Annotated in this window: 24 protein-coding genes and 1 tRNA gene; 12 read left to right on the top strand and 13 right to left on the bottom strand. The window is 71.2% G+C overall.

Translation table 11 applies throughout. From position 1 onward, the window contains the following. Positions 1-165: 165 nt before the first annotated feature. The 4 genes from OG595_RS17010 to OG595_RS16995 all read right to left on the bottom strand — a co-directional run bounded on the left by OG595_RS17010 (position 166) and on the right by OG595_RS16995 (position 4,897). Positions 166-912, bottom strand: a complete 747-nt coding sequence (locus OG595_RS17010) for a DUF6227 family protein (RefSeq protein ID WP_329272974.1) — start codon at positions 910-912, stop codon at positions 166-168. 180 nt (positions 913-1,092) lie between these two features. Further along, positions 1,093-2,286, bottom strand: coding sequence for a L,D-transpeptidase (locus OG595_RS17005; RefSeq protein WP_443073344.1), 1,194 nt, complete (start codon positions 2,284-2,286; stop codon positions 1,093-1,095). Between the two features lie 252 nt (positions 2,287-2,538). After that, on the bottom strand, positions 2,539-3,588 hold the full coding sequence (locus tag OG595_RS17000; protein WP_329272970.1) for a P1 family peptidase: 1,050 nt from the start codon (positions 3,586-3,588) through the stop codon (positions 2,539-2,541). Beyond that, positions 3,578-4,897 carry a low temperature requirement protein A gene (locus OG595_RS16995; RefSeq protein ID WP_329272969.1) on the bottom strand — a complete coding sequence of 440 codons (1,320 nt, stop codon included), beginning with the start codon at positions 4,895-4,897 and terminating at the stop codon, positions 3,578-3,580. The genes OG595_RS17000 and OG595_RS16995 overlap by 11 nt, the downstream gene beginning before the upstream one ends. 125 nt (positions 4,898-5,022) lie before the next feature. On the opposite strand from OG595_RS16995, the gene OG595_RS16990 reads away from it, so the two are divergent. Next, a complete protein-coding gene (locus OG595_RS16990; protein WP_329272966.1) occupies positions 5,023-5,208 on the top strand; it encodes a hypothetical protein in 186 nt (61 codons plus the stop codon). A gap of 52 nt (positions 5,209-5,260) precedes the next feature. Here the strand turns inward: OG595_RS16990 and OG595_RS16985 are convergent, their stop codons facing one another. The 6 genes from OG595_RS16985 to OG595_RS16960 form a co-directional block, all read right to left on the bottom strand. Further along, entirely contained in the window at positions 5,261-5,767 is a 507-nt protein-coding gene (locus OG595_RS16985) for a large conductance mechanosensitive channel protein MscL (RefSeq protein ID WP_329272963.1), read from the bottom strand. Positions 5,768-5,905: 138 nt separating this feature from the next. After that, complete coding sequence (locus OG595_RS16980) at positions 5,906-6,508, bottom strand: RcpC/CpaB family pilus assembly protein (protein WP_443073056.1); 603 nt, start codon at positions 6,506-6,508, stop codon at positions 5,906-5,908. A 198-nt stretch (positions 6,509-6,706) separates the two neighbouring features. Continuing rightward, positions 6,707-7,567 carry an S-methyl-5'-thioadenosine phosphorylase gene (locus OG595_RS16975; protein ID WP_329272960.1) on the bottom strand — a complete coding sequence of 287 codons (861 nt, stop codon included), beginning with the start codon at positions 7,565-7,567 and terminating at the stop codon, positions 6,707-6,709. A gap of 88 nt (positions 7,568-7,655) precedes the next feature. Further along, positions 7,656-8,006, bottom strand: coding sequence for an FmdB family zinc ribbon protein (locus OG595_RS16970; RefSeq protein WP_329272957.1), 351 nt, complete (start codon positions 8,004-8,006; stop codon positions 7,656-7,658). 68 nt (positions 8,007-8,074) lie between these two features. After that, entirely contained in the window at positions 8,075-9,352 is a 1,278-nt protein-coding gene (locus OG595_RS16965) for an MFS transporter (RefSeq protein ID WP_329272955.1), read from the bottom strand. Positions 9,353-9,580: 228 nt separating this feature from the next. Further along, a complete protein-coding gene (locus tag OG595_RS16960; RefSeq protein WP_329272953.1) occupies positions 9,581-11,119 on the bottom strand; it encodes a potassium/proton antiporter in 1,539 nt (512 codons plus the stop codon). Between the two features lie 225 nt (positions 11,120-11,344). Here OG595_RS16960 and OG595_RS16955 point away from each other — a divergent pair, with 225 nt between their 5' ends. Then, a complete protein-coding gene (locus tag OG595_RS16955; RefSeq protein ID WP_329272952.1) occupies positions 11,345-14,098 on the top strand; it encodes a penicillin acylase family protein in 2,754 nt (917 codons plus the stop codon). 59 nt (positions 14,099-14,157) lie between these two features. Here OG595_RS16955 and OG595_RS16950 read toward each other — a convergent pair whose 3' ends face one another. Next, positions 14,158-14,766: a 5-formyltetrahydrofolate cyclo-ligase gene (locus tag OG595_RS16950; RefSeq protein ID WP_329272951.1), complete on the bottom strand. Its 609-nt coding sequence runs from the start codon at positions 14,764-14,766 to the stop codon at positions 14,158-14,160. Positions 14,767-14,876: 110 nt separating this feature from the next. Between OG595_RS16950 and galU the strand changes: the two genes are divergently transcribed. The 8 genes from galU to OG595_RS16910 all read left to right on the top strand — a co-directional run bounded on the left by galU (position 14,877) and on the right by OG595_RS16910 (position 21,091). Next, the gene (gene galU, locus OG595_RS16945) at positions 14,877-15,779 is read left to right on the top strand and encodes a UTP--glucose-1-phosphate uridylyltransferase GalU (RefSeq protein ID WP_329272948.1); all 903 of its coding nucleotides are present in this window, start codon (positions 14,877-14,879) and stop codon (positions 15,777-15,779) included. A 5-nt stretch (positions 15,780-15,784) separates the two neighbouring features. Then, a complete protein-coding gene (gene glp / locus OG595_RS16940) occupies positions 15,785-17,110 on the top strand; it encodes a molybdotransferase-like divisome protein Glp (RefSeq protein WP_329272946.1) in 1,326 nt (441 codons plus the stop codon). Between the two features lie 82 nt (positions 17,111-17,192). Then, a complete protein-coding gene (moaC, locus tag OG595_RS16935) occupies positions 17,193-17,675 on the top strand; it encodes a cyclic pyranopterin monophosphate synthase MoaC (protein WP_329272944.1) in 483 nt (160 codons plus the stop codon). Continuing rightward, complete coding sequence (locus tag OG595_RS16930; protein WP_329272942.1) at positions 17,672-18,226, top strand: MogA/MoaB family molybdenum cofactor biosynthesis protein; 555 nt, start codon at positions 17,672-17,674, stop codon at positions 18,224-18,226. The genes moaC and OG595_RS16930 overlap by 4 nt, the downstream gene beginning before the upstream one ends. A 26-nt stretch (positions 18,227-18,252) precedes the next feature. Beyond that, positions 18,253-18,891: a GNAT family N-acetyltransferase gene (locus OG595_RS16925; RefSeq protein WP_329272941.1), complete on the top strand. Its 639-nt coding sequence runs from the start codon at positions 18,253-18,255 to the stop codon at positions 18,889-18,891. 191 nt (positions 18,892-19,082) lie between these two features. After that, on the top strand, positions 19,083-20,348 hold the full coding sequence (sepX, locus tag OG595_RS16920) for a divisome protein SepX/GlpR (protein WP_329272938.1): 1,266 nt from the start codon (positions 19,083-19,085) through the stop codon (positions 20,346-20,348). Between the two features lie 105 nt (positions 20,349-20,453). Beyond that, positions 20,454-20,527 (top strand) — tRNA-Ala (locus OG595_RS16915). A 234-nt stretch (positions 20,528-20,761) separates the two neighbouring features. Continuing rightward, positions 20,762-21,091, top strand: coding sequence for a hypothetical protein (locus tag OG595_RS16910; RefSeq protein WP_329272935.1), 330 nt, complete (start codon positions 20,762-20,764; stop codon positions 21,089-21,091). Positions 21,092-21,284: 193 nt separating this feature from the next. On the opposite strand, the gene OG595_RS16905 is transcribed toward OG595_RS16910, so the two are convergent. Then, positions 21,285-23,765: an ABC transporter permease gene (locus OG595_RS16905; protein ID WP_329282954.1), complete on the bottom strand. Its 2,481-nt coding sequence runs from the start codon at positions 23,763-23,765 to the stop codon at positions 21,285-21,287. Next, a complete protein-coding gene (locus OG595_RS16900; protein WP_329282952.1) occupies positions 23,762-24,580 on the bottom strand; it encodes an ABC transporter ATP-binding protein in 819 nt (272 codons plus the stop codon). Before OG595_RS16900 ends, OG595_RS16905 begins: the two co-directional genes overlap by 4 nt. Before the next feature lie 150 nt (positions 24,581-24,730). Here OG595_RS16900 and OG595_RS16895 point away from each other — a divergent pair, with 150 nt between their 5' ends. After that, positions 24,731-26,038 (top strand): sensor histidine kinase, encoded by a 1,308-nt coding sequence (locus OG595_RS16895; RefSeq protein ID WP_329272932.1) that lies wholly within the window; start codon positions 24,731-24,733, stop codon positions 26,036-26,038. After that, on the top strand, positions 26,035-26,670 hold the full coding sequence (locus OG595_RS16890) for a response regulator transcription factor (RefSeq protein WP_329282950.1): 636 nt from the start codon (positions 26,035-26,037) through the stop codon (positions 26,668-26,670). Before OG595_RS16895 ends, OG595_RS16890 begins: the two co-directional genes overlap by 4 nt. Positions 26,671-26,764 lie beyond the last annotated feature (94 nt).

Below are 26,764 nucleotides of genomic sequence, written 5' to 3'. Positions count from 1 at the left end.
GGACAGCCGGAAGGCCGCCGCGGCCGAGTGCCGCGGCGGCCTCCCGCACTTCCACGTCCGCACTTCTGTGTACGTGTGCTTCTGTGTCCGCGCTTCTACGCCTGTGTTTCTACGCCCCTGCTGCTACGCCCCTGCTGCTACGCCCCTGCTGCTACGTCCGTGCTGCTACGTCCGTGCCGCTCGGCGCTCCATCGCGTCCCGCGCCCCGTCCTCCGTCGGATACACCTCGCACATGTGCCGGCCGTCCGGTGTCGCCGTGTGCTCGATCTCCCAGAGGGAGATCTCCTCACCGCCGGGCAACAGGAAGGCGTGCTCGTAGAGCGAGAAGCCGATACCGGCCCGCCCCGCACGGCACGGGCGCCCGAACGCCTGGGTGATCTGGTGCGCGAACGCCGTACGCAGCAGGTCGGCGGTCTCCGCCCCCGGCCGGTCCGTGTTCTCCGCACGCCTCAGTAACCGGCGGGCGTGGTCCGCCGAGTCGTCGTCCGGAACGTACCTGTGCCGCGGCTGGACGACCGCGGCGAGCTGCACCGTCACCGGCAGCTCGAAGTCCGGTGCGTCCGCAGGCAGCGGGAGCCGGGCCGTGGCGGCGCGCAACTCCTCCTCGTCGACATACACCTCGTGCTGCGGACCCGATCCGGGCGCCGTGTTGTGCACCAGCTCCCAGAGGGTGAGCGCCGAACCGTCGGCGAGCAGCCAGGTATGGCGGTACGTCTCGCGGTGCAGCCCCGCGCTGTGGTGCGCGGAGTGCAGCGAGCTGTCGTGCGCCAGCGCGCAGTCGAGCCGACGTATCGCCTCGTCGGGCAGTTCGAAGGAGTTCAGCGCACGGCCCAGGAGTCGCTCGAGATGCTCCTCCGGAGACTCGGGCGACTCGGGTGGTTCGTACGCTGCCGTCTCGTACGGAACGCTCAAGGCTTCTCCCGGCGTTGCTGCATGTCACCTTGTGGGTGCATACCGTAGCCCCTCGGTCGGACATCATGTCCGCGAACCGAGAAAACGTATGCCCGGAAGACGCCCGGGCCGCACGAAAAGTTCCCGCACGGCCCCGAAAACCGCCAATGATCCGTCAACACGCCCTGATGGGACGGTACTTCAGGAAGCTCCTCCGGCAGTCCACTCGCTCCACGACATGTTCCAGCCGTTGAGACCGTTGTCCGGAGCGACCTGCTTGTCCGCGGAGTTCCTGACGATGACGACGTCCCCGATCATCGAGTTGTCGAAGAACCACCTGGCCGGCGTGTCCCCCTGGGCCCCCTGCACATCCCGCAGCCCCACACAGCCGTGACTGGTGCCCTCGCGCCCGAAGGGCGGGTTGCTCTGCCTGTACCAGTAGTTGCCGTGGATGAACGTCCCGGAAGTGGTCAGCCGCATCGCGTTCGGCACGTCCTTGATGTCGTACGCGTTGGCCAGACCGACCGAACGGCTGTCCATCCGCGTCTCCCGCAGCTTCTCGGAGATGACCATCTGCCCGTTGTACGTGGTGAACTCCGGGCTGCCGGCCGAGATCGGGATGTTCTTGCGGGTCTGCCCGTCCCGTACGACCGTCATGGTCTGCGTGCTGACGTCGACCGTGGACACCTGCGAGCGCCCGATCGTGAAGCTCACCGTCTTCTTCTGCACCCCGACCGCACCGTTCGCGCCCTTGACCCCGTCCAGGTCGATCTTCATCGTGACCTTGGAACCGGCCTTCCAGTACTCCTCGGGCCGGAAGTCCAGCCGCTGCGCACCGAACCAGTGCCCCACCACCTGCTGCCCGCTGCTCGACGTGACCGTGATGTGCGACCGCACGGCCGCCTGGTCGGTGATGGCCTTGTCGAAGGTGAACGAGACCGGCATCCCCACCCCGACCGTCGTCCCGTTGTCCGGCGTGTACGACCCGATGAAGCTGTTCGCCCTGGTGACCGTGGTGAAGGTCGAGTCGGCGGCCCGGGTCCGCCCGTCGGCGTCCTTCGCGGTCGCCGCTATTCGGTACCGCGTCCCACGCTCCAACTGCTGCCCCGGCTGCCAGCTCCGCCCGTCCGCGGACATCGCCCCCGCCACGGCCGCCCCCGTCCCCGCGACGGTCATCCTCACGTCCGTCAGCGTGCCACCGCTGACCTTCACACCGGTCGTGTTGATCGACGCGCCCGCCGACCCGTCCTTCGCGGAGATCGCGATCCGCACGGACGACGTCGTGACGGAACCGCTGCCGCCCTTGCCGGTCCCGCTGCCGCCCTTGCCCCCCTTGCCGTCGTCTCCTCCGCCGTTGTTGCCACCGCACGCGGTGAGGGACAGCGCGCCGACCATCAGGACGGCACATGCCCCCAGTGCGCGCCGAGCTGTTGTGTTCGGCTTTGTCACGTGCTGCTCCCGTTTTGTGTGATGTGGGTGATCCGCTCCACTGCGTGGGGAAAGAGGGGAACACCCCGGGTCCGGGTTCCCGCCGATCATGCTCACGCCCATCACGTGACAGAACCGCGACAATCACACCTCAACCGAGAAGGAAACGGCCGGAGTTACCGGTCCCCGCGCAGTTGCCCGCGCCAGTTTCCCGTGCAGTCATCCACGCAGTTCTCCCTGCGACTCTCCGTACAGCTCCCGGTACGACGGCCACGCCCCGCCCGCCCCCGCCACCGGCTCCGCCGCCCGCACCGCCCGGACGATCGCCCGTGTCACCAGGTCCGCGCCCGCCGCGAGGATCTCGTTGAGCGCGAGCGGGTCACCCTCGGCGAGCCGACGCGCCCCTGTCGCCAACGTGAACACCGTGTCCCCGTCGGTGAGCAGATGCACCGGCCGCACGGCACGCGCGATGCCGTCGTGCGCCGTACCGGCCACCTTCTGCGCCTGCGCCTTCGACAGCGCCGCGTCGGTCGCGACCACCGCGAGCGTGGTGTTCAGCGGCGGCAGAGGAGTCTGCGCGGCGACCTCGGCCAGCCGCCGCCGCGCCGCCTCGTGCACCCCGGCCGCCGGATACCCGACCCGCCGCCCCTCGAACAACTCCCCGTACAGCACCCCCGTTTCCGGATCCACCGAGAACCCCGCCGCGTTGGCCACCACCAGCGCCGCCACCGTGATCCCGGACGGCAGCACGGTGCTCGCGGTGCCGACCCCGCCCTTGAGGTGTCCGACCACGGCCCCCGTACCGGCGCCCACGCACCCCTCCGCGACGGGCGCGCCCGGCTCGCTCGCGGCTGCTGCCTCGACGGCCGCCCGACCGGTGGCAGCGTCCGGCCGGGCCCGGAAGTCGCCACCCCGGCCCAGGTCGAAGACACAGGCCGCGGGCACCACCGGCACGACGTGCCCGGGACCGGGCCCGACCCGCACCCCGCGCCCCCGCTCCTCCAGCCAGGCCATCACGCCCGACGCCGAGTCCAGCCCGTACGCGCTGCCGCCCGTCAGCACCACCGCCTCGACGCTCCGCACCACGTTGCGCGGATCCAGGGCGTCGGTCTCCTTGGTGCCGGGCCCGCCGCCCCGCACGTCCACGGCCGCCACCGCTCCGCCCTCCGGCGTGAGCACGACCGTCGTACCGGTGAGCCACCCGTCGCCGATCCGGGTCGCGTGCCCCACCCGCAGACCGGCGACATCTGTCAGAGCGTCAACTGTCATGACCCCCAGTGTTGTCCAACGCCCCCTGTCCCGCCTCCTCCGCCTCCTCCGTCTGTCCGGCCGCCTCCGTGTCTTCCGCCCGGCGCTCCCCGGCCGCTGTCCGGGCTGTGAGCGTGACCCCGGCCGCCACCGCGAGCGCCGACACGAGGCCCGCCGCGAGCACCGCCCGGTCGCCCAGGAACGTGCACCCGATCACCAGCAACGCAGCGGACGGCAGGATCAGTTGCTCGACGATGCCCACCTTGAAGTAGCGCGAGTGCAGGGCCCAGACGGTGACCAGGAAGAGCGCCGCAGGCAGGGTCACGGCGGCGGACGCGGCCGTAGTGGAGATGTGTGCCTTGCCGACCGCCTGCTCGACCGCGACCTCCAGGCCCGCCCCGATCGCGGCGGCCGACGCGAAGATCAGGTAGTGGCCGTACCCCCACAGGAACGCCTGCCCGCTGGTGCGCAGTCGCCCGTGGATGGGCACGGCGAAGTAGATCCACCAGGCGGAGAACACGAGCAGCAGCCCGCCCGCCGCGATCGGCAGCAGATCGGCCAGCGCGTCGTTCTCCTGCACACCCGACTTCACGGCCACCGTCGCCGCCGCGATCGCCTCGCCCAGCACGATGATGGTGAACAGCCCGTACCGCTCGGAGATGTGGTGCGGGTGCCAGGACGTGGTGAAGTTCCGCTCCGCGTAGACGGGGACCGCCAGTTCCACGAGCGCCATCACCAGGAACACCCAGGGGCGGCCGGACTCCGGAAGGACCACCAGCCCCAGCCAGCCGACCATGCAGAGGAGCACACCACCGGCGTACCGCAGAGCGGTCGTCCGCTCGGCGCCGGTGGCGGCGCGGGCGGCCCGCAGCCACTGGGCGGCCATCGGCAGCCGCATGATCAGATAGCCGAGCCAGACGATCACGAAGTCGTGGTCCTCGAAGGCCCGCGAGACCCCGGCCGCCAGCACCAGGACGCCGGCGATCTGCACCAGCGTGACGACCCGGTAGAGCACGTCGTCGTTGTCGTAGGCCGAGGCGAACCAGGTGAAGTTCATCCAGGCCCACCAGATGGCGAAGAACACCATCGCGTAGTTGAGGATGCCCTCGCCCGGGTGCCCCTCGGCGACTGCGTGCACCAACTGGACGCCCGCCTGGGCGACGGCCACCACGAAGCAGAGGTCGAAGAAGAGCTCCAGCGGCGAGGCGACCCGGTGCGACTCGCCGCGTCCGCGCGCGGTCAGCCTGCGCAGGGGAGCGTCGCGGCCGGCACCGGCCGAGGCGTCGGGCAGGTCGGGTACGTCGGCCACGGGTGAGGAACTGGACGTCATACGCCCCAGCACAGCAGATGAGCCATCCACGCGCAGGCCGAAGGACGGCGCCGGGGCGTGATCGTGATCCGGCGGGCACCCCACGGCCCGGCCCGGGCCCGGCAGGTGGGACGTACCCTGGAGTCATGAGCAGCCCCGCCGCCCCCGAACCGCGCGCCCCGAAGCCCGTGCTGATCTTCGACGACCCGCTGGACCGGCAGTCGTCGGACGACACGGACCGGGGGTGGGGCGAGCGCCCGGGCGAGGGCGGCGGCGACAGCGCGGCCGACCTGAGGCGCTTCCTCGACGAGAAGCCGCCCCACCACATCTGACACCTCTGCACCAGGCCGGACGGCCTCCGCGGGAGGCCGCCGAGCGCGCTGCCTACCGCTCGTTGCGCTCGGAGTCCCGCTGGGTCACCAGGGCCTCGTTCTGCCCGGCGCCCCGCTGGGTCACCAGGGCGTCGCGGATCTCCTTGAGGACCTCCAGCTCGCTCACCTCCATGACCTCCTGCGCGCCCTCCTTCGCCTTCTGGCGCGCGGCTGCCCGGGCCAGGTACTTCGACATCGGCAGGACCATCAGGAAGTAGACGACGGCCGCGGTGATGAGGAAGGTGAGCGTCGAGCCCAGGACCGAACCCCACATGATGCGGACGCCGGTCGCGGTGTCGCCGGTGCCGTCGCAGGGGCCCTTGAGGCAGGAGCTGTAGTTGTCCAGGTTCTTGGTCCCGAACGCCCCCACCATGGGGTTGATGACGCCCTTCACCACAGAGTTGACGACGTTGGTGAAAGCGGTACCGATGACTACCGCGACCGCCAGATCGACGACGTTTCCGCGCGTCAGGAAGGTCTTGAAGCCCTCCAGAACGCTCGGTTGCTTCTTCTCGCTCACCGCGGGGCCTCTCCTCGTGCACGCAATTGGTGGAACAAACAGTTCCGCAACCTACGTCAACGCCCGGCAGGCCTGTCCAATTGGGTAACTCCAACGAGGGACTTGACGACTGGCGGTTCGAGGCAATCACGGTACGGCTCACCACAGGGTCACCGCCAGCCTGGCCGTCGTACCCGCGCCGGCCAGCCGGGACGCCGTGGCGTGCGGCACCGAGAGCACGATCAGTGCCCCGCCCTCGGCCATGCCGTCCTGGGACACCGGGACCTGCGGCACCTGTGTCACCCGTGCCCGGCGCGCGACCACCCGGGCGTCGGTGCCCGTCGGCGACTCCTCGGCCGCGATGACGTCGACCCGGTCACCGGGCCGCAGCAGCCGTACCGTGGCCGCGTCGGCGATCCGTACCGGCGCCGTCACCATCTGCACCGCCGGCCGCGCCCGTACGGGATCCGCCACGGGGTGGCCCCGGACGCGTCCCGCATCGGGGGGCGACCCCGCGGTCTGGCGTGGTCCGGCGGCGACGATCGCCGCCGCCGTGACGGCGAGGCCCACGGCCAGCGCCCGCCTCCGGTGCCCCACCAGGCCACGCAGCCGATACCGCCCGCCGCGCACCCGCACGGGAGCGAAGTGCGGCACCTCGCAGGGCGCGGGCACGAGAGGGACGGAACGCACGGAACGTACGGGGTGCGCGGAGAACACGGAACGTACGGGATGCGTGTAGGACGGGGGACGTACGGAAGACACGAGGACCACCACCTGTGACGAGGGAGCTGCTTGCGGCTGCTTGCGCTCCCACGATGAGGCTTTCCGGCGAACCGTGCCGAGGCCTGTGTGCTACTCGCCGGTTGTGGACAACTCGCTCACCCGAACGGGAGGTTCCGCCCCCGCCGACCCCGTGCCGCGCCGACGCCGATGCCGTGCCCGGCCCCGTGTCCGGCCTGGTCAGGGCAGCTCGAACCCCGGGTCCATCCCGCCCAGCGCCTTCGTGCACAGGCAGTCCCGTGTCCCGCCCGCCGGCAGCGCGGCCACCGCGTCGAACAGGACGCCCCGCATCCGGTCCACGTTCGCCGCGAACACCTGGAGGACCTCCTCGTGCGAGACGCCCTCGCCGGTCTCCGCGCCCGCGTCGAGGTCGGTGACGAGGGTCAACGACGTGTAGCAGAGCTCCAGTTCACGGGCGAGCGCCGCCTCGGGATGACCCGTCATGCCCACCACCGACCAGCCCTGCGCCCGGTGCCACAGGGATTCGGCGCGGGTGGAGAACCGCGGCCCCTCGATCACGGTCAGCGTGCCGCCGTCCACCGGCTCCCAGTCGCGCCCGCGCGCCGCCTCCAGAACGACCTTGCGGCCGACGGGGCAGTAAGGGTCGGCGAGGGACACGTGCACCACGTTGGGGACGGTGCCGTCGGGCAGCGGCAGGCCGTCGAAGAACGTCCCCGCCCGGGACTTCGTACGGTCGACCAGCTGGTCCGGTACGAGCAGTGTGCCCGGGCCGTACTCGGGCCGCAGGCCGCCCACCGCGCACGGGGCGAGCACCTGGCGCACGCCGACGGACCGCAAGGCCCACAGGTTGGCGCGGTAGTCGATGCGGTGCGGAGGGAGGTGGTGGCCGCGTCCGTGGCGGGGGAGGAAGGCGACCCGGCGGCCGGCGACCTCGCCGAGGAACAGGGAGTCACTGGGGGGTCCGTACGGCGTGTCGACCTGTATCTCGGTCACGTCGTCGAGGAAGGAGTAGAAGCCGGAGCCACCGATCACGCCGATCTCGGCGCTCGCAGCGCCCGCGGGATTCGCCTGATTCACCATGACCGCACCCTAGCCGCGCCCGAAAACACCGAAGACCCCGTCGTCGTACGACGACAGGGTCCCGTGGGCGTGGGCCGGGAAGCGGTGCCTACGCGGCCGAGCTGGTGCTCGACGAACTGCTGGAGCCCGACGAGGAGCTGGACGACGAGGACGATCCCGACGACGAGGAGCTCGACGAACTCGACGACGAGTCCGACGAGGACGACGTCGAAGAGGACGACGTGGACGGCTTCGACGCGGCGGGCGCGCTGCTCGACGAGGAGCCGCGGCTGTCGTTGCGGTAGAAGCCGGAGCCCTTGAAGACGATGCCGACCGCGGAGAACACCTTCTTCAGGCGGCCACCGCAGCTGGGGCACTCGGTCAGGGCGTCATCGGTGAACTTCTGCACCGCTTCGAGGCCCTCAGCGCACTCCGTGCACTGGTACTGGTAGGTCGGCACTTGTCTTCCTCCTGGCACTCTCACTCGATGAGTGCTAACGACGGTCCAGTGTGACGTATTCCTGAGGATCAGTCCACTGTCACCGGCACGCGGTGACCGACGCCACGCGCGAGAGTCCGGCTCGCCGGGCGGATCGCCGCCCGCGGTGTCAGCCGTGAACGCAGGGTCACGAGGGTCGCGAGGGCCAGCAGTGTGCCGCCCATGGGGACCAGGAATCCGGCGCCGTCCCAGAGGCGGTCCTCCAGCTGGCCGGCGACGGTGACGGCCGCCGCCTGGCCGAGGGCGACCGCGCCGGTCAGCCAGGTGAACGCCTCGGTGCGGGCGCCGGCCGGGACCAGCGCGTCGACCAGGGTGTAGCCGGTGATCAGCGCGGGCGCGACGCACATGCCGACCAGGAGGCCGAGCCCGGTCAGCGTCAGCACGGACTCCGCCGTCCACAGGCCGGAGGCGGTGACCGCGAGTGCCGCGTACCCGGCGAGCAGGCGGCGTTGCGGGGCCGTGCGCCAGGCGACGGCTCCGCAGACCACGCCGGAGAGCATGTTGCCGGCGGCGAAGACCCCGTACAGGACGCCGTTCAGGCCGGGGTTGCCGGTGGACTCGCTGAACGCGGCGAGCGAGACCTGCATACCGCCGAAGACGGCCCCGATGCCCAGGAAGGCGACGATCAGGACGCGTATCCCGGGGACGCCCAGTGCCGAAACGCGCTCCACGCGCGCGTGCTGCCCGTGGAGCGGGCTGTCGGTGAGGGCCCTCGGCTGGGTGCTCTTCTGGGCGGCGAACAACAGGCCGCCGAGGAGGGTCAGCGCGGCCTCGGTGACCAGGCCGGCCGCCGGGTCGACGGCTGTGCACAGGGCGGTGGCGAGCAGCGGGCCGAAGACGAAGGTCAGCTCGTCGGTGACGGACTCGAAGGCCGCCGCCGTCGGCATGAGGGGGGAGTCCTGGAGCTTCGCCGCCCAGCGCGCACGGACCATGGGGCCGACCTGGGGCGTGGAGGCGCCGGTCAGGACCGCGGCGGCGAACAGCGTCCACAGGGGGGCGCCGGTCAGCGCCAGCGCCGTCAGGGCGAGGCCGGACAGGGTGTGCAGGACGACACCGGGGACGAGGACCGCGCGCTGCCCGTGGCGGTCGGCCAGGCGGCCCCCGTAGGGCGCGCACAGGGCCATGGAGACGCCGGTGACGGCGGCCACGGCGCCGGCGGTCCCGTACGAGCCGGTGGTGTGCTGGACGAGCAGCACGATGGAGATGGTGAGCATCGCGAACGGCTGTCGCGCGGCGAAACCGGGGAGCAGGAACGTCCAGGCGCCGGGGGTGCGGAGCAACTGTCCGTAGGTGACCGTGGATGCCACGGCCGTGCCTTTCTGCCGCCTGGTAGCGCGGCCCCCTTGCGTGGGGCGGCGCCGAGAGCTGTCCTCTTGCGCGGACTGCGGTAGATGCCGACGCCCCCGCAGAGGATGTCCCGGCCGCCATACGGTCGCGCCAGCTCTGCTTCAGACAGAGTTGGTTCGATCAGGGTGCGCCTTCACTGTACAGGGGCAACGGCGCCCTGTGCCTCTGAAAGGAAGCGGAGAGGTGCGTCACGCCTCTGCTCCGTTCCCGCCCGTCCCCAGCCACTGCGCCAGCTTGCCGCCCTGCCCCACGGCCCGCAGTCGGCGTTCCGTCGCGTCGCGGACCGGGTCGGTGGTCACCACGAGGAGTTCGTCACCGCGGTGCAGGATGGTCGTCGGCAGCGGAACGAACGATTTTTCGTCGCGGACGACGAGCGTGACCGCGGCGCCCGGCGGCAGCCTCAGCTCGCCCACCTCCACGCCGTGCATCTTGGAGCCGTCGGGTATCGCGACGGACAGCAGATGCCCGCGCAGCCGCTCCAGGGGTGCCGACTCGATGCCTAGGTCGGCCGCCTCCGCGCTCTTGCCGAGGCGCAGTTTGCGGGCCAGCCAGGGGAGCGTCGGGCCCTGGACGAGGGTGTAGACGACGACCAGTACGAAGACGATGTTGAAGATGCGACGGCTGTCCTCGACGCCGCTCACCATGGGGATCGTCGCCAGGATGATGGGCACCGCGCCGCGCAGCCCGGCCCAGGACATCAGGGTCTGCTCCTGCCACGGGACCCGGAACGGCGTCAGGCTGACGATCACGCTCAGTGGGCGCGCGACCATGGTCAGGGCCAGGCCTATGACGAGCGCGGGCCAGATGTCGTCGCCCATCTCGTGCGGGGTCACCTGGAGGCCGAGCAGGACGAACATGCCGATCTGGGCGATCCAGCCGAGTCCGTCGGCGAAGCCGCGGGTGGCCGGCCAGTGGGGGAGCTTGGCGTTGCCGAGGACCATGGCGGCCAGGTAGACCGCGAGGAAACCGCTGCCGTGGGCGAGTGCGCCGGCGGCGTACGCGGTGACCGCGATGGCCATCACGGCGATGGGGTAGAGGCCGGACGCGGGCAGGGCCACGTGCCGGAGGCCCCAGGCACCGAGCCACCCGACCGTGATCCCGATGGCCGCGCCGATGGCCAGCTCCAGGACGATGACGCCCAGCAGCGTGTACCAGTGCTCGACCGGGCCCGCCGTGGACAGCGAGACGACCAGGATGACGACCGGGGCGTCGTTGAAGCCCGACTCGGCCTCCAGGGTGCCCGTCACGCGCGCGGGGAGGGGGATCTTCCGCAGGACGGAGAAGACCGCCGCCGCGTCCGTCGAGGACACCACCGCGCCGATGATGAACGCCTGCCGCCACTCCAGCCCCACCAGGTAGTGCGCGGCCGTCGCCGTGATCCCGACACTCACCGCCACCCCCGCCAGCGCCAGCACGGAGGCGGCCGGCAGGGCGGGTTTGATCTCCTTCCACTTCGTGCCGAGTCCGCCCTCGGCCAGGATCACGACCAGGGCCGCGTACCCGATGACCTGGGTCAGTTCGGCGTTGTCGAAGTGGATGTCGCCGATGCCGTCCTGGCCCATGGCGACGCCGATCCCCAGGTAGACGAGCAGGCTGGGGAGCCCGCTGCGCGAGGAGATCCGGACCGCTGCCACAGCGATGAGGAGGACGAGCGAGCAGACGAGCAGGAGCTGGTTGAGGTGGTGGACAGTCAGCGGCCGTTCCCTTCCCTGGCCCGGGCGCGGCACGCGCGGGGCTCACGTACATCGGACACGAGGTGAGGTCACCGCGCACCCAAGTACTTCGTTACCTTACCTAACTCTTGACGATTTCTTGACACTTCTCCGGGCATGATCGAACGCCCGTCCGTTCGCGTACCCGACTCCGCGTCAAGTCGCGCCGGGCCCTGCCCCTATGGTTGCTCCAGCACTCCAGTACCGCCTGCCGCTCGCGTTAGGACAGCAAGGACAGCGATGCCCCCCACCACCACCAGCTCTTCCGGTAACAAGTCCGGCAAGTCCGGCAGGAAGAAGGGGCGCAAAGCCCGACTGTTCGTGATCGTCCTGGTTCTGGCCATCGTCGGAGGCCTCGCCTTCGGCGCCTACTGGTCCGTCAGTACCGTCCGGGCCTCCTTCCCGCAGACCAAGGGCTCGATCTCGCTCGAAGGCCTGTCCGGACCCGTCGACGTCAAGCGCGACAGCTACGGCGTCCCGCAGATCTACGCCTCCTCCGACGAGGACCTGTTCATGGCACAGGGCTACGTCCAGGCGCAGGACCGGTTCTACGAGATGGACGTACGCCGGCACATGACGTCCGGCCGGCTCTCCGAGATGTTCGGCAAGGGGCAGGTCGAGAACGACGAGTTCCTGCGCACCCTGGGCTGGGACCGGGTGGCCAAGGACGAGTACGACAAGACCCTGTCGGCCGCCACGAAGAAGTACCTCCAGGCCTACGCCAAGGGAGTCAACGCCTACCTGAAGGGCAAGGACGGCGCGGACATCTCCCTGGAGTACGCGGCCCTCGGGTTCGAGAACGACTACAAGCCGCAGGAGTGGACCCCGGTCGACTCGGTCGCGTGGCTGAAGGCGATGGCCTGGGACCTGCGCGGCAACATGCAGGACGAGATCGACCGATCCCTGCTGACCAGCCGTCTCGGCCCGCAGCAGATCGCCGACCTGTACCCGGAGTACCCGTACAGCCGGAACAAGCCGATCGTCCAGGAAGGCGCGTACGACGCCACGACGCAGACGTACGCGCAGGGCGGCAGCACCGCGGGCACGGAGTCCGCCTCCTCTGGTACGTCCGAAACCTCGGCCGTCGACTCCGCGGCCTTCCAGAGCCAGCTGGAGGGCCTCTACCGGGTCCTCGACGACGTCCCGACGGCCGTCGGGGTGAACGGCAACGGCATCGGCTCCAACTCCTGGGTCGTCGCGGGCGCCCACACCATCACCGGAAAACCGCTGCTGGCCAACGACCCGCACCTGTCGCCTTCGCTGCCGTCCGTCTGGTACCAGATGGGCCTGCACTGCCGCAGCGTCTCCGCCAAGTGCCAGTACGACGTCTCCGGATACACCTTCGCGGGCATGCCCGGCGTGATCATCGGCCACAACGCCGACATCGCCTGGGGCATGACCAACTCGGGCGCCGACGTCACCGACCTCTACCTGGAGAAGCTCTCCGGCGACGGCTACCTGTACGACGGTAAGACGAAGCCGTTCACCACGCGCGAGGAGACCATCGAGGTCGCCGGCGGCGCGTCCAAGAAGATCGTCGTCCGCGAGACCGAGAACGGGCCCCTGCTGTCCGACCGGGACGACGAACTCGTCAAGGTCGGCCAGAAGGCCACCGTCGACGCAGCGGCCCCCGACCGCGGTGACGGCTACGGCATCGCGCTGCGCTGGACCGCGCTGGACCCCGGCACCTCCATGGACGCCGTCTTCCTGATCGACAAGGCGTCGAACTGGACCGAGTTCCGCGCGGGCGCGGCCTCCTTCGACGTGCCCTCGCAGAACCTCGTCTACGCGGACACCGCGGGCAACATCGGCTACCAGCTCCCGGGACGCATCCCCACGCGCGCGGCGGGCGACGACGGCTCGCTCCCGGTCCCCGGCTGGGACTCCAAGTACCGCTGGACCGGCTACCTCAAGCAGGCCGAGCTGCCCTTCGAGTACAACCCGAAGCGCGGCTACATCGTGACCGCCAACCAGGCCGTCGTCGACAAGGCCAAGTACCCGTACACGCTCACCACGGACTGGGGCTACGGCACCCGCAGCCAGCGCATCGCCGATCTGATCGCGTCGAAGATCAAGGGCGGCGGCAAGATCTCCACCGACGACATGCGCCAGATGCAGCTGGACAACAGCAGCGAGATCGCCAAGCTGCTGGTGCCCAAGCTGCTGGCGATCGACGTCAAGGACAAGTACGTCCGTGAGGCGCAGAAGCTCCTCGTGGGCTGGGACTACACCCAGGACCCCGACTCGGCCGCGGCGGCCTACTTCAACTCGGTCTGGCGCAACATCCTGAAGCTCGCCTTCGGCAACAAGCTGCCCAAGGAAGTGCGCGTCAAGGGACAGTGCCTGTACGTCAGGCCGGTCAGCACCACCAGCCCCGCCGACGCGGACCAGCCGGTGCTCGAATGCGGTCAGCGGGACGCGGACCAGGCGCAGCCGGACGGCGGTGACCGCTGGTTCGAGGTGGTCCGCAAGATCGTCAACGACCAGGACAACGACTGGTGGAGCACGCCGAGGACCCGCACCGAGACGGCCGCGACCAACCGCGACCAGCTGTTCGCGCGCGCCATGTCGGACGCCCGCTGGGAACTGACCGCCAAGCTCGGCAAGGACATCGACACCTGGAGCTGGGGCCGGCTGCACCGCCTGTTCCTGAAGAACCAGACCCTGGGCACCGAGGGCCCCGGCTTCGTGCAGTACATCCTCAACCGCGGCCCCTGGAAGCTCGGCGGCGGCGAGGCGGCGGTCGACGCGACCGGCTGGAACGCGGCAGGCGGCTACGGCGTCATCTGGGTGCCGTCGATGCGCATGGTGGTCAACCTCGGCGACCTCGACAAGTCGAAGTGGATCAACCTGACGGGAGCCTCCGGGCACGCCTTCAGCGACCACTACACCGACCAGACGGGCAAGTGGGTCAAGGGCGAACTGCTGGACTGGTCCTTCTCGGACAAGGCGGTCGACGACAGCACGAGCGACACACTGCTGCTGAAACCGTGAGCACGCGGTAGGCGATCCGCGAACGGCCCTCCACGCGCGCGTGGAGGGCCGTTTCCGTTTCAGGAGGAGCCGGGGAAGCGGCGTACTCCCGACGGGGTGACCACCGCGTGCACCGGCCGGTCGTGCGGCTCGGCCGGGACCCGGGGGAGCACCTCGGAGTCGTACAGCAGCACCACCAGGGCCGGATCGGCGCCCGAGCGCTCCAGCCGGGCCAGCACACGGTCGTACGAGCCTCCGCCGCGCCCCAGGCGCAGCCCCAGGCCGTCCACGGCCAGTCCGGGCAGCAGGACGGCGTCGGCGCCCGTCACGGCGTCCGCCCCGAGACGCTCGCCGGCCGGCTCCAGGAGGGCCATCCGCCCACCGTGCCGCACCTCCACCAGGGACCCCTGTCCGGCGTACGTGCCCCAGTCGAGGTCGTTGTCCGGGAGGAGCACCGGCAGCAGGACCCGCACCCCGCGTGCGTGGAGGACGTCGAGCAGCGCCAGGGTGCCGGGTTCGGTGCCGACGGAGACGTACGCGGCGACCGTGCGCGCGTGCGCGAGCTCGGGCAGGCCGGGCGCGCGGGAGGCCAGGGCGGCCCCCGCCGCCTCGACGTCGGCGGCCGTCAACCCGCTTCTCGCCGCGAGGAGGTCCCGTCGCAACGTCCGCTTGTCAGGCCCTGCCTCCATGGCGCTCCCACTATCGCGTCCAGTGATCTCATGTGCTTCATATGCAGATGTGAGCTTCATTTAATCGGCACCACGGAATCCGTACAAAGGCTCCGGATAAGGTTGCCGGCATGACTGAGTCGCACCCCAGGATCAGCAAGGCTGTCATCCCCGCAGCAGGCCTCGGTACCCGGTTCCTGCCGGCCACCAAGGCCACTCCCAAGGAGATGCTGCCGGTCGTCGACAAGCCGGCGATCCAGTACGTGGTCGAGGAGGCCGCGTCCGCGGGCCTCGACGACGTCCTCATGATCACGGGACGCAACAAGCGCCCCCTTGAGGACCACTTCGACCGCAACTACGAGCTGGAGTCCGCCCTTCAGAAGAAGGGCGACGCCGCGCGACTCGCCAAGGTCCAGGAGTCCAGCGACCTCGCGACCATGCACTACGTCCGCCAGGGCGACCCCAAGGGCCTAGGCCACGCCGTCCTGTGCGCGGCCCCGCACGTCGGCCACGAGCCCTTCGCCGTCCTCCTCGGCGACGACCTCATCGACCCCCGCGACCCCCTGCTCAAGCGCATGGTCGAGGTCCAGGAGCAGCACGGCGGCAGCGTGATCGCCCTCATGGAGGTCGCCCCCGAGCAGATCCACATGTACGGCTGCGCGGCCGTCGAGACCACCGCCGACGGAGACGTCGTCAAGGTCACCGGCCTCGTCGAGAAGCCGGACGCCGCGGACGCACCGTCGAACTACGCGGTCATCGGCCGCTACGTCCTCGACCCCCACATCTTCGGCATACTCCGCCAGACCGAGCCCGGCCGCGGCGGCGAGATCCAGCTCACCGACGCCCTCCAGCAGCTCGCCCAGGACGAGAAGGTCGGCGGCCCCGTGCACGGCGTCGTCTTCAAGGGCCGCCGCTATGACACCGGGGACCGCGGCGACTACCTGCGTGCCATTGTCAGACTCGCATGCGAACGTGAGGACCTGGGCCCGGACTTCCGGACCTGGCTTCGCAGTTACGTAGCCGAGGAGATGTAGCAACGTTGAGCAGCGCCGCGCCCCGCACCACCACCGGCCAGGACCACCTGTGGTCGGTGGACGAGCACCTGGAGGACATCCTCGCGACCGTCCGCCCCCTCGAACCCATCGAGCTGCAGATCCTCGACGCGCAGGGCTGCGTCCTGGTCGAGGACGTCACGGTGCAGGTCTCCCTGCCGCCGTTCGACAACAGCTCCATGGACGGGTACGCGGTCCGGGTCGCCGATGTCGCGGGCGCGAGCGAGGAGTACCCGGCCGCCCTGACGGTGATCGGAGACGTCGCGGCCGGCCAGGACGGACTGCTCCACGTGGGCCCCGGCCAGGCCGCCCGCATCATGACCGGCGCCCCGCTGCCACCCGGCGCCGAGACCGTCGTCCCCGTGGAGTGGACCGACGGCGGCCTCGGTGAGGGCCCCGTCACCGGGATGCGCGCCCGCAGCATCGACCCCGACGGCGCCTACGGCCAGGTGCGCGTGCACCGCCCGGCACCGGCACGCGCGCACGTGCGCGCACAGGGCAGCGACGTCCGGGCCGGCGACCGCGCCCTCGCCGAGGGCACCGTCCTCGGCCCGCCGCAGATCGCCCTCCTCGCCGCGATCGGCCGCGGCACCGTACGCGTACGCCCGCGCCCGCGCGTGGTCGTCATGTCGACCGGCAGCGAGCTGATCCAGCCCGACCAGAAACTCGCGCACGGCCAGATCTACGACTCCAACAGCTTCGCCCTCACCGCCGCCGCCCGGGACGCCGGGGCGATCGCCTACCGCGTGGGCGCGGTCGCCGACGACGCCGAGACCCTCCGCTCCACCATCGAGGACCAGCTCGTCCGCGCCGACCTCGTCGTCACCACCGGAGGCGTCAGCGTGGGCGCGTACGACGTGGTCAAGGAGGCCCTCTCGCACGTCGCCGACGAGGACGAGCCCGGCGCCGGCGTCGACTTCCGCAAGCTCGCCATGCAGCCCGGCAAGCCCCAGGGCTTCGGAACCGTCGGCCCCGACCACACACCGCTGCTCGCCCTGCCGGGCAACCCGGTGTCGTCGTACGTCTCCTTCGAACTGTTCGTGCGGCCCGCGATCCGTGCCCTGATGGGCGTGACGGACATCCACCGGCCCACGACCAGGGCGGTCCTGACGACGGACAAGGCGCTGACCTCGCCGCCCGGGCGCCGCCAGTTCCTGCGCGGCACCTACGCGGACGGCCGGGTGACGCCGGTGGGCGGCGCCGGATCGCACCTGATCGCGGCCCTTGCCCACGCCGACGCGCTGATCGTCGTACCCGAGGAGCAGGAGTCCGTGGAGCCCGGCGCCGAGGTCGAGGTCGTCCTGCTCGGCTGACCGGCGGGCGCGGGCGGCTGAAGGGCGCCGGTTGGGAGTAGCGTGTCGCGCACAACAGGCCCGACCGGGAGCGCCGCAGCACATGAGCATGCAGGACGACCGACTGACGCACATCGACGAGGCGGGCGCCGCCCGCATGGTCGACGTATCCGCGAAGGACGTGACCGCGCGCACCGCCCGTGCCAGTGGCCGTGTCCTTGTCTCGCCGCGCGTGATCGAGCTGCTGCGCGGGGAAGGGGTCCCCAAGGGGGACGCCCTGGCCACCGCGCGGATCGCGGGCATCATGGGAGCCAAGCGGACACCGGACCTCATCCCGCTCTGCCACCCGTTGTCGGTGTCGGGTGTGAAACTGGACCTGTCGGTCGCGGACGACGCCGTCGAGATCCTGGCCACCGTGAAGACGACGGACCGCACGGGCGTCGAGATGGAGGCCCTCACGGCGGTCTCGGTCGCCGCGCTCACCGTGATCGACATGGTCAAGGCGGTCGACAAGGGAGCGGTCATCACGGACGTCCGGGTGGAGGAGAAAACCGGCGGGAAGTCGGGCGACTGGAGCCGGCCATGACACCGACGCCACCTGTCGAGCCGCTGCTCGGGGGCGCGCTGCTCGCGCCCTACGCCGCCCTCGTCGTGACCGCCTCCAACCGTGCGGCGGCGGGCGTCTACGAGGACAAGGGCGGCCCGCTGATCGTGGCCGGGCTGGAGAAGTCCGGCTTCGCCGTCGCCGGACCGTTGGTCGTGCCCGACGGCGACCCGGTGGAGAACGCGCTGCGGGCCGGTGTCGAGGCCGGGTACGACGTCATCGTCACCACCGGCGGCACCGGCATCTCGCCGACCGACCGCACTCCGGAGGCGACCCGCGCGGTGCTCGACCTGGAGGTGCCGGGCATCGCCGAGGCCATCCGGGCGTTCGGCCGCGAGAAGGTGCCGACGTCGGCGCTGTCGCGCGGCCTCGCCGGCGTCGCGGCCGGGACACTCATCGTCAATCTGCCGGGTTCCACCGGCGGGGTGAAGGACGGACTGGCCGTGCTGGAGCCCTTGTTGAAACATGCCGTAGACCAGATCCGGGGCGGCGATCACCCCAGACCCGGCGCCAGCAGTGGGGGTGCGAGCTGAACAGCCCGTCCTGGCCGGTCGAGCTGGTGGACGGCGATGTCGTCCTCCGGCCCGTCAGGCTGCGCGACCAGCGGACCTGGCGCGAGATCAACCGGCGCAACCGGGACTGGCTGCGGCCCTGGGAGGCGACGATCCCACCGCCGACGCCCAGTGGTCCGATCGCCCACCGGCCGACCTACCGTCAGATGATCCGGCATCTGCGCGCGGAGGCGAACGCGGGCCGGATGCTGCCCTTCGCCATCGAGTACCAGGGTCAGCTGGTCGGCCAGTTGACGGTCGCCGGCATCACCTGGGGCTCGATGTGTTCGGGACACGTCGGCTATTGGGTGGACGAGGCGGTGGCGGGCCGGGGCGTGATGCCGACGGCGGTCGCACTCGCTGTGGACCACTGTTTCCGTACGGTCGGGCTGCACCGGGTCGAGGTCTGCATTCGCCCCGAGAACGGGCCGAGCCGCCGGGTCGTCGAGAAACTCGGATTCCGCGACGAAGGGCTCAGGCCCCGCTATCTCCACATCGACGGGGCCTGGCGCGACCATCTCGTCTTCGCGCTGACCGCGGAAGAGGTCCCGGAGGGACTGCTGAGCCGCTCGCAGCGAGCACGCTCCCGGAACACACCACAGAACACATCACGGAACACGCCACAGAATCCCGCGGAAATTGAATAAGTGTTCGAAAGCTGGTCGACCGGTGATCGTGCGACGATCGGACGGCGATCGACTTGTGGTGCCAAATTCACGCCCGCGATGACCCACTGATCGGATCGATCACAAAAAAAGCTCGAAATATCAGCCAGATCGTGCGACACACCGGCTCAATTGGCAGATGGCCTCACGCAAACCCCTCTACCGTGTGAGGCGTGAGCAGCAGCGGCCTCATCTACGCAGTCATTGTCGGGGCCTGGGCCGCCTACTTGGTGCCGATGTGGCTCCGTAGGCAGGACGAGCTGAACGAGGCTCGTCCGACGGAACGCTTCAGCACCGCCATCCGGCTCCTGTCCGGACGGGCGGGCATGGAGCGCCGGTACGCCAAGGACCTGCGGGCGCGCTCCACCGACGAGGGGGAGCGCGGCGCCGGAGACCCGGAGGGTGTCACCGACTCGGTGGACGTCCGGGCCTTCGCCCTGCCCCCGACCCGCCCCAAGGCAAAGGTCCAGGTACAGGCACAGGAACAGGCGCACCAGGAGCATGCACCGGCCCAGGCGCACGAACAGCCGAGGGCGCCGAAGCGGGAGCAGCACGCACAGGTGTCCGCTTCGGCCCCGGTTTCGGCGCCGGCCGGGGAACGGAAGCGTGAGCGCGTACCGGCGGCTCGTCGGAGCGCGAGCGCATCGGCGGAAGCCGCCGCGCGCGCCCGGCGCTCGAAGGTGCTCGCGCGCCGACGGCGTACGACGGCGATGTTGTTCTTCGCCTTCACGCTCGGCACGATCGTCGCGGCGGTCGGCGGACTCGCCTTCCTCTGGGCCCCCGCCGTCCCGGCGGCCATGCTGAGCGGATACATCGCCTACCTGCGTACGCAGGAACGGCGCCGTTTCACCTACCAGATGGATCGGCGCCAGGCCGAGCTCGCCGCGCAGCGACTGCGTGAGCGCCAGCCCCGGCGGCGGCCGTCCGGCGAACCCGGGGCCGAGGAGCAGGACGAGCACCCGGAACCGGAGACCGACCCCGGCCTGTCCGCGCTCGCCGCCGACAGGCGCGCGCTCGTCGAGCAGACCGACCACGCGGAGTGGGTCGACCAGCAGCGCGAACGCCAGCGCCGCCCCGGCCACGGCGACAGCTGGGATCCGGTCCCGGTACCGCTGCCGACGTACGTGACCGCCCCGGTCGCCCCCCGTGCCACGTCCGACGTGGACCTCGGCGCACCGGACGCCTGGAGCTCGGCGCGGTCCAGCACGGTGGGCCGGGAGTCGGAGTCGTCGGCGGACGAGCAGGCGACGACGGAGGACGCGACGGAGGCGGAGCTGTCGGAGGGGCCCGAGTCCGACCCGGAGCAGGACGAGGAGGGCTCGGACGGCCGCACCGACGCGCGCCGCGCAGCCTCCGCCAGGCGAGCCCGGGAACGGGGCCGTACACCGCTGTTCGACCAGTACGAGGACGGCGAACGGCCTCGCGCGGCCAACGAGTAGCGAGCGGTACCGGCAGGTGGGAGACCGTGCGGCGGCCTCGACCGACCAGCGCGGAACGGATTTCCGAGCACCCGGATCGGGATGCTAGAGTTTCACTCGTTGCAAGGGCCTGTGGCGCAGTCTGGTAGCGCACCTCGTTCGCATCGAGGGGGTCTGGGGTTCAAATCCCCACAGGTCCACCGCAGCTCAAAGCCCCAGTCGGAGAGATCCGGCTGGGGCTTTTTGGTGCCGTACAGCAGCGAAGTGCAGCGACTGTTTTCGGTCGTGCCCGTTGCGTGCCCGATCCGACGGGACACAGCGGTGGCTCGCATGGAACCGCGGACAGAGGGCGGAAGGTCCGCAGGTCAACGTCTCGCCAGGCCACTGCTCAAAGGCGTTCCGCCCGTGAAGTAGCCTGCCCGCGGAGGGGTGCCATGTCCGCGTGGATCATGCTGGGGTCCGGCTGCTTTCTCATAGTGCTGGGCGTGTTGACCTGGGCCGGCCGGGGAACTGCGGCGTACGCGCGGTCGCCGAGAGCTGGTTGGGGTTGGATGGCGGTGGGCATCGGCTTCGTCTTGGACGGAGGACCCCGACTTCTCGGCTTCTCCGACGGCGCGGCGATGGTTCTTTCCACGGTGGCTCTGGGACTCGTCGTGCTGGGTGGGGTGCTTCAGGTCCGGGGTGGAGGGTTCGCCATGGCCCCCGCTCCCGCTCCCGCTCCCGTTGGCGACGGCGACGGCGACGGTGACGGTGACGGCGATTAGACGGTGGCCCGTGTGGCGAGGGAGTTGGTGGGACGAACTCGCCCGGGGTGCCGGTCGGACACCGCCCCGGGCGAGAGTGGTTGCGGCGGAACCGTCAGCGTCCGCAGCACCCCCGGCAGCGGAGCGGCGTTCACCGTCCGGCTTCCCCGTGTGGCCGGGCCGGAGGAACCTCGGTCGTAGGACACCGAGGCCGTCAAGGGCGGCTTCCCGCGAGGTCCGACGGCCTTCGCCGCAGTGACAGCGCCGCCGGTAGCAGGGCCGAGGCCACCGCAAGTGCCGCGCAGGCCGTTGTCGTCGTGGCGAGTGCCGACCAGGGGAGTTCGAGGGTGGCCCGTACGGACAGGACGCGGAGCGCGCTCCACATGCCCAGCAGGTTCACCCCGGCTACCAGCAGGCCGAGGAGCGCGCCTACCGTCACCACCAGAAGGGCTTCCGCGCCGACCACTCCCAGTACCTGCCGGCGGGTGGCGCCGGCCAGGCGCAGCGCGGCCAGCTCGCGGGCCCGGTCGGAGGTTGCCATGGTCATGGTGTTGGCGAGGGAGATGCCCGTGTAGACGAGGGCGATGCCGAGCACGAGGAGGAGGCCGACCCGGGTCGCGGGGTTGGCGGCGGAGGGCGGGGAACCGGCTCTCAGCCATTGGGGCCGGGTGAGCAGTTGTCCGCCGGTTCCGCTGACGGCCCTGCGCAGGCTCGCTGTCGTCGCCGGAGCGTCCGCGCCGGCCGCCAGGGTCACGTCCAGCCGGTCGGGCCGGGATCCCCGTGCGTTGACCGGGGTGACATACGCACCGTTGTCGCCCGTGCCGGTGGCCAGAGTCGCGGCGATCCGTAGTGACCGCTCGGTGCCGTCGCCCAGCCACACCGTCACCTTCTCGCCCACCGTGTGCCGTTCCCACTCCTCGTTGACGATGATCGAGTCGTCGTCGAGGTCGGTCACCCGGCCCGATGTCACCGGCAGGCCGGCCGTCGCGGAGAGGAGTACCGGATCGGCCGCGCGGGCCTTGGACCTGATGAGGGCCACGCCCTCCTCCAGGACGTACACGGCGGTCGGCGCGGTCGCGGAGACCGCGGCCACTCCGGGCAGGGCGCGCAGACGTGCCGCCAGTCGTGGGTCGAAGGCCGCGCCCGGGGGCGCGGTGACGACGAGGCCGGCTGCCGTCGCGCGGCGCAGCTCGGTCGCCCGCGCCCCGTCGAGGGTCGCGGTGGCGCCGAGGAGGGAGCCCGTGAGGGCCACGGTGACCAGGACGGGGGCCGCGATCGCGGCGGTGCGGCGGACGTTCGCGGTGGTGTTCTCACGGGCCAGCAGCACTGTGGCGCCCGGGAGCCGGTCCAGCGGCCGGGTGAGGAGGCGGACCAGGGGGCGTACGAGGACCGGTGCGAGGAGCGCGGTCGCGGTGATCAGGAGCAGGGGGCGGCTGGTGTACGTCTTGCGGTGCAGCAGGTCGCCCGGGTCCGTCAACAGGGAGACGGCGAGGGTCAGTACGGCTGTGAGCAGGAGGGCCGCGCCGATCAGGAGGCGGGTGCGGGGCAGGGGGCGGGTGTGCGGTGCGGCCTCGCGCAGCGCCTCCGTCGGGGCGGTGCGGCCCGCGCGCCAGGACGCGCTCACCACACCGCACAGAGCCACCAACAGGCCTGTCCAGAAAGCCAGATGGTACGGCCACACCTGCTCGCCGAGCGCGAACCAGCGCGGTGCGACACCGCCCTCGACCGTCCACTCGACGAGACGCGGCGCGCCGTACGCGCCGAGTGCGCAGCCGGCGGCCGAGGCGAGGACACCGACGGCCAGGGCCTCCGCGAGGACCATGCGACGGAGTTGGCCCGGGGTCGCTCCGGCGGTGCGCAGCAGACCGAACTCCCGTTGCCGCTGGGCGACGGTGAACGCGAACGTCGACGCCACGACGAACACCGACACGAAACCGGTGACTCCGCCCGCCGTGCCGAACAGGGCGTTCAGAGCGGTGAGCGCTTCCCTGTCCCGGCCGGGGTCCGCGTCCGCGAGGCGTCGGGCGCCGCCGGTCAGGACCGTGACACCGTCGGCCCCGCGCACTGCCTCCCGTACGGCTGCCACGTCATCGGAGTCCACCACCAACTGGACGCTGTACGGGGCGAGTTCGGCGGCCCGGGCGTCCGTGAGGAACATGGCGTTCTCGAAGCCCGGCCCGGCGCCGGGAGGGCTGACCGTGCCGACGACGCGTACCGTGCCGTGGGCGGTGGGCACCCGGTCGCCGGGTTTCGCCCAGTCGCCGGTCACGACCGCCTCCCCGGCGGTTCGCGGGGGCCGGCCTTCGGTGATCGTGTACGGGGCGAAGGCGGCGGTCGACCAGGGGTGGGCCAGCAGATCGTCGGGGGCGGTGCTCGTGTTGGCCCGTACGGCGAATGTTCTGTCCTCGACGACCCTGCCCAGGGTGCGCAGTTGGGCGACGACCTCCTTCGGTACGGGGCGTGGGTGGGCGAGTTGTCGGGTCTCGGTGCCGTGCGGGGTCCGTACGCGGAGGGTGTCCGCGCCTCGTACGACCAGCGGTGCGGCGGCGAACCGTTCGGGGCCGCGGGCGGGGGCGTCCAGGGTGGCGGCCAGGGCCAGGCCCATGACGGCGATCAGGGCGACACCGAGGGAGAGGGCGACGAAGCTGCCGGTGAAGGCCGTCCAGCGGGTACGGAGGGTGGTCGTCGTCATCATCGGCACGGGGCGGTCTCCGGACGGGTCGCCTGCGCGGACTCCAGGGTTGCCATACGGGCGGCGACCGCCTGTGCCGACGGGCCCGTCATCTCGTCGTGCAGCCCGCCGTCGACGAGGAGGACCACCCGGTCCGCGTACGACGCCGCCACCGGGTCGTGCGTGACCATGACGACCGTACGGCCGTCCGTGTCGACCATCGCGCGCAGCAGCCGGAGCACCTCGTGGCCCGCCCGGGAGTCCAGGGCGCCGGTCGGCTCGTCGGCGAACAGGACCTCGGGGCGGGTGATCAACGCGCGGGCCAGGGCCACTCGTTGCTGCTGCCCGCCGGAGAGTTCCGATGGCCGGTGGCGGGCCCGGTCGGCGAGGCCGACCCGCGTCAGCACCTGCCGTACCTGCGACCTGGCGGGGCGGCGGCGGGCCAGGCGAAGGGGGAGTGCCACGTTCTGCTCGGCGGTCAGGGAGGGGATCAGGTTGAAGGCCTGGAAGACGAAGCCGACGCGGTCGCGGCGCAACAGGGTCAACTCACGTTCGTTCAGGGCGGTCAGCTCGGTGCCGTCCAGCGTGACCGAACCGGACGTGGGCCGGTCCAGCCCCGCCGCGCACTGAAGCAGGGTCGACTTGCCCGAGCCGGACGGGCCCATGACGGAGGTGAGGGTGCCCCGGGGGAAGGCGAGGGTGATCGAGTCGAGGGCTGTCACCACGCTCCCGGCCCGTCCACCGGTGCCGAACTTCCGGGTGACGGAACGCAGTTGAACGGCGCCGCTGCTCAAGGGCTCAAGGTTCTCGGGCTCAGGGTTCTCGGGTTCGAGGCTCATCGGTTCGAGGTTCATGGGGCTCAAGGCAACCGTGCGCGGTGCGCCGGAGCAGTGCGGCAGGGGCGAGTCCTGGGGTAGGGCCAGGCATACCCCCGATTCGCCCGCTGGACCGATGGTCCTTGCGGGCGGCCGGCTCCTAACGTGATCGTCATGCATCCGAGGAACGTGTGGCAGGCCATGACCCGGCCGGGTTTTCTGCTGTCGTGGTGGCCCTGGCGGTCGGTCGCCTATCTCGTCAGTGGGGCCGTGACCGGATCATTCGTCCTTGTGCTGGTCGTGCTTCTGGCCGTGGCCGGCGGGACGCTCGCCGTCGTGCTCGTGGGTCTGCCACTGCTCGTCGCCCTCGCCCTGGCCGGGCTTCCCGTGGCCCGCGTCGAGCGGGCCAGGCTGCGGCTGGTCGATCCGGAGCCGGTGCCCGATCCGCACCGCGAGCCGGTCGCGCCCGGTCTGCGGCCCTGGCTGGCGGTCAGACTGCGGGAGGGGGCGACCTGGCGGGAGCTCGGGTACGCGCTGCTGTTCGCGGGCCTGTTGTGGCCCGTGGACGCCCTTCTCGTCACCGTCGCGCTGCTCGTTCCGGTCGCCCTGGTGGCAACTCCGTTGCTGCTGGCCACCGTTGGCGACGGGCTGGAGGTGAAGGTGCTCAAGCAGTGGACGGTCACCGACTGGCCGACCGCCTTCGGCTGCGCGGCCGGCGGCCTGGTTCTGCTGGCCCTGGGCGCCTATGTGCTCGCGGTCGCCGCCGGTGCGCGGGCCGGGCTGACGCAGCTGCTGATCGCCGCCAGGGACGTCGAGTTGGGGGAGCGGGTCGTCGAACTGGCGCGCTCCCGCGTCCGGTTGGTGGACGCCTTCGAGGCGGAGCGGCGTCGGATCGAGCGCGATCTGCACGACGGTGCCCAACAGCGCCTGGTCGCCCTGTCGGTGACGCTCGGGCTGGCCCGGCTGGACGCACCGCCGGGGCCGCTCGCCGATCAACTGGCCAAGGCGCAGGGGGAAGCGGGCAAGGCGCTGGCGGAGTTGCGCGAGCTGATCCACGGGATCCATCCCCAGGTCCTCGCCGACTACGGACTCCAGGCGGCGGTGGCCGACGCGGCCGACCGTACGGCGGTGCCCGTGGACGTCGCCTTCGAGGTGCCCGGCCGCCTTCCCGGGGCGGTGGAGTCGGCCGCGTACTTCGTGGTCTGCGAGGCGCTCGCCAACGTCGACCGGCACAGCGGGGCGAGCCGGGCCGAGGTCGGCGGCGGACACCGCGACGGACGGCTGTTGGTCACCGTGCGGGACGACGGGCGGGGTGGCGCGGACGCCGGGGGCGGCAGCGGGCTCACCGGGCTCGCGGACCGGGTGTCGGTGCTCGATGGCAGACTTTCCCTGTCCAGCCCGCCGGGTGGACCGACGTTGCTGCGGGTGGAGATTCCTTGCGAGTTGAGCCAGTCGACGGATCGCGCCCGTCGCTCCGCATAGTCCTCGCCGAGGACAGCGTGCTGCTGCGGGAGGGGCTGATCGGGCTGCTCACCCGGGTCGGCCACGAGGTCGTGGCGGCCGTCGGGGACGCGAACGCGCTGCTCGCGGCGGTCACCGAGCAGGAACCGGACATCGTGGTGACGGACGTCCGTATGCCGCCCGGTTTCCAGGACGAGGGGCTGCACGCGGCCGTGAAGCTGCGCGAGGCGCGGCCGGGGCTGCCCGTCCTAGTCCTCAGCCAGTACGTCCAGCGGACCTACGCCGCCGAACTGCTCGACTCCGGCGACGGCACGGGCGTCGGCTATCTGCTCAAGGACCGGGTGGGCCAGGTCGAGGAGTTCGTCGACGCGCTGCGCCGGGTCGCGGACGGGGGCACGGTCGTCGACCCCGAGGTCGTACGGCAGTTGCTGCGCCGGCGTCGCGATCCGCTGGCGCGGCTGACCCCGCGTGAGCGCGAGGTGCTGGCCCTGATGGCGGAGGGCCGGTCCAACGGTTCGATAGCCCGTGAGCTGGTGGTCTCCGAGGCGGCCGTCGGCAAGCACATCGGCGGCATTCTCACCAAGCTGGATCTGCCTCCGGCGGACGGGACACATCGCCGGGTGCTGGCGGTACTGGCGTTTCTGCGGGCCTGAGGCCTTACCGGCGGCGGCACCCGTGCACGAGTCCCTTCAGTCCGACCCGGCGCCCTCAGTCCTCCCAGCCTCCTCAGTCCCCTGTAGCCCTCTA

Origin of the sequence: Streptomyces sp. NBC_01451 (genome assembly GCF_036227485.1) — a bacterium.
Taxonomy (GTDB): domain Bacteria; phylum Actinomycetota; class Actinomycetes; order Streptomycetales; family Streptomycetaceae; genus Streptomyces.
The sequence above is the reverse complement of the archived record's forward strand: the minus strand, read 5'-3'. Positions and strand labels throughout refer to the sequence as shown.

What these genes read in the sequence shown, in the direction of transcription:
- OG595_RS16955 (WP_329272952.1), top strand. Translation starts at nt 11,345, where the DNA reads ATGCCCCCCACCACCACCAGCTCTTCCGGTAACAAGTCCGGCAAGTCC.
- OG595_RS16950 (WP_329272951.1), bottom strand. Translation starts at nt 14,766, where the DNA reads ATGGAGGCAGGGCCTGACAAGCGGACGTTGCGACGGGACCTCCTCGCG.
- OG595_RS16995 (WP_329272969.1), bottom strand. Translation starts at nt 4,897, where the DNA reads ATGACGTCCAGTTCCTCACCCGTGGCCGACGTACCCGACCTGCCCGAC.
- moaC (WP_329272944.1), top strand. Translation starts at nt 17,193, where the DNA reads ATGAGCATGCAGGACGACCGACTGACGCACATCGACGAGGCGGGCGCC.
- galU (WP_329272948.1), top strand. Translation starts at nt 14,877, where the DNA reads ATGACTGAGTCGCACCCCAGGATCAGCAAGGCTGTCATCCCCGCAGCA.
- OG595_RS16910 (WP_329272935.1), top strand. Translation starts at nt 20,762, where the DNA reads ATGTCCGCGTGGATCATGCTGGGGTCCGGCTGCTTTCTCATAGTGCTG.
- OG595_RS16905 (WP_329282954.1), bottom strand. Translation starts at nt 23,765, where the DNA reads ATGATGACGACGACCACCCTCCGTACCCGCTGGACGGCCTTCACCGGC.
- OG595_RS16895 (WP_329272932.1), top strand. Translation starts at nt 24,731, where the DNA reads ATGCATCCGAGGAACGTGTGGCAGGCCATGACCCGGCCGGGTTTTCTG.
- OG595_RS16990 (WP_329272966.1), top strand. Translation starts at nt 5,023, where the DNA reads ATGAGCAGCCCCGCCGCCCCCGAACCGCGCGCCCCGAAGCCCGTGCTG.
- OG595_RS17005 (WP_443073344.1), bottom strand. Translation starts at nt 2,286, where the DNA reads ATGGTCGGCGCGCTGTCCCTCACCGCGTGCGGTGGCAACAACGGCGGA.
- OG595_RS16930 (WP_329272942.1), top strand. Translation starts at nt 17,672, where the DNA reads ATGACACCGACGCCACCTGTCGAGCCGCTGCTCGGGGGCGCGCTGCTC.
- OG595_RS16975 (WP_329272960.1), bottom strand. Translation starts at nt 7,567, where the DNA reads ATGGTGAATCAGGCGAATCCCGCGGGCGCTGCGAGCGCCGAGATCGGC.
- OG595_RS17000 (WP_329272970.1), bottom strand. Translation starts at nt 3,588, where the DNA reads ATGACAGTTGACGCTCTGACAGATGTCGCCGGTCTGCGGGTGGGGCAC.
- OG595_RS16900 (WP_329282952.1), bottom strand. Translation starts at nt 24,580, where the DNA reads ATGAGCCTCGAACCCGAGAACCCTGAGCCCGAGAACCTTGAGCCCTTG.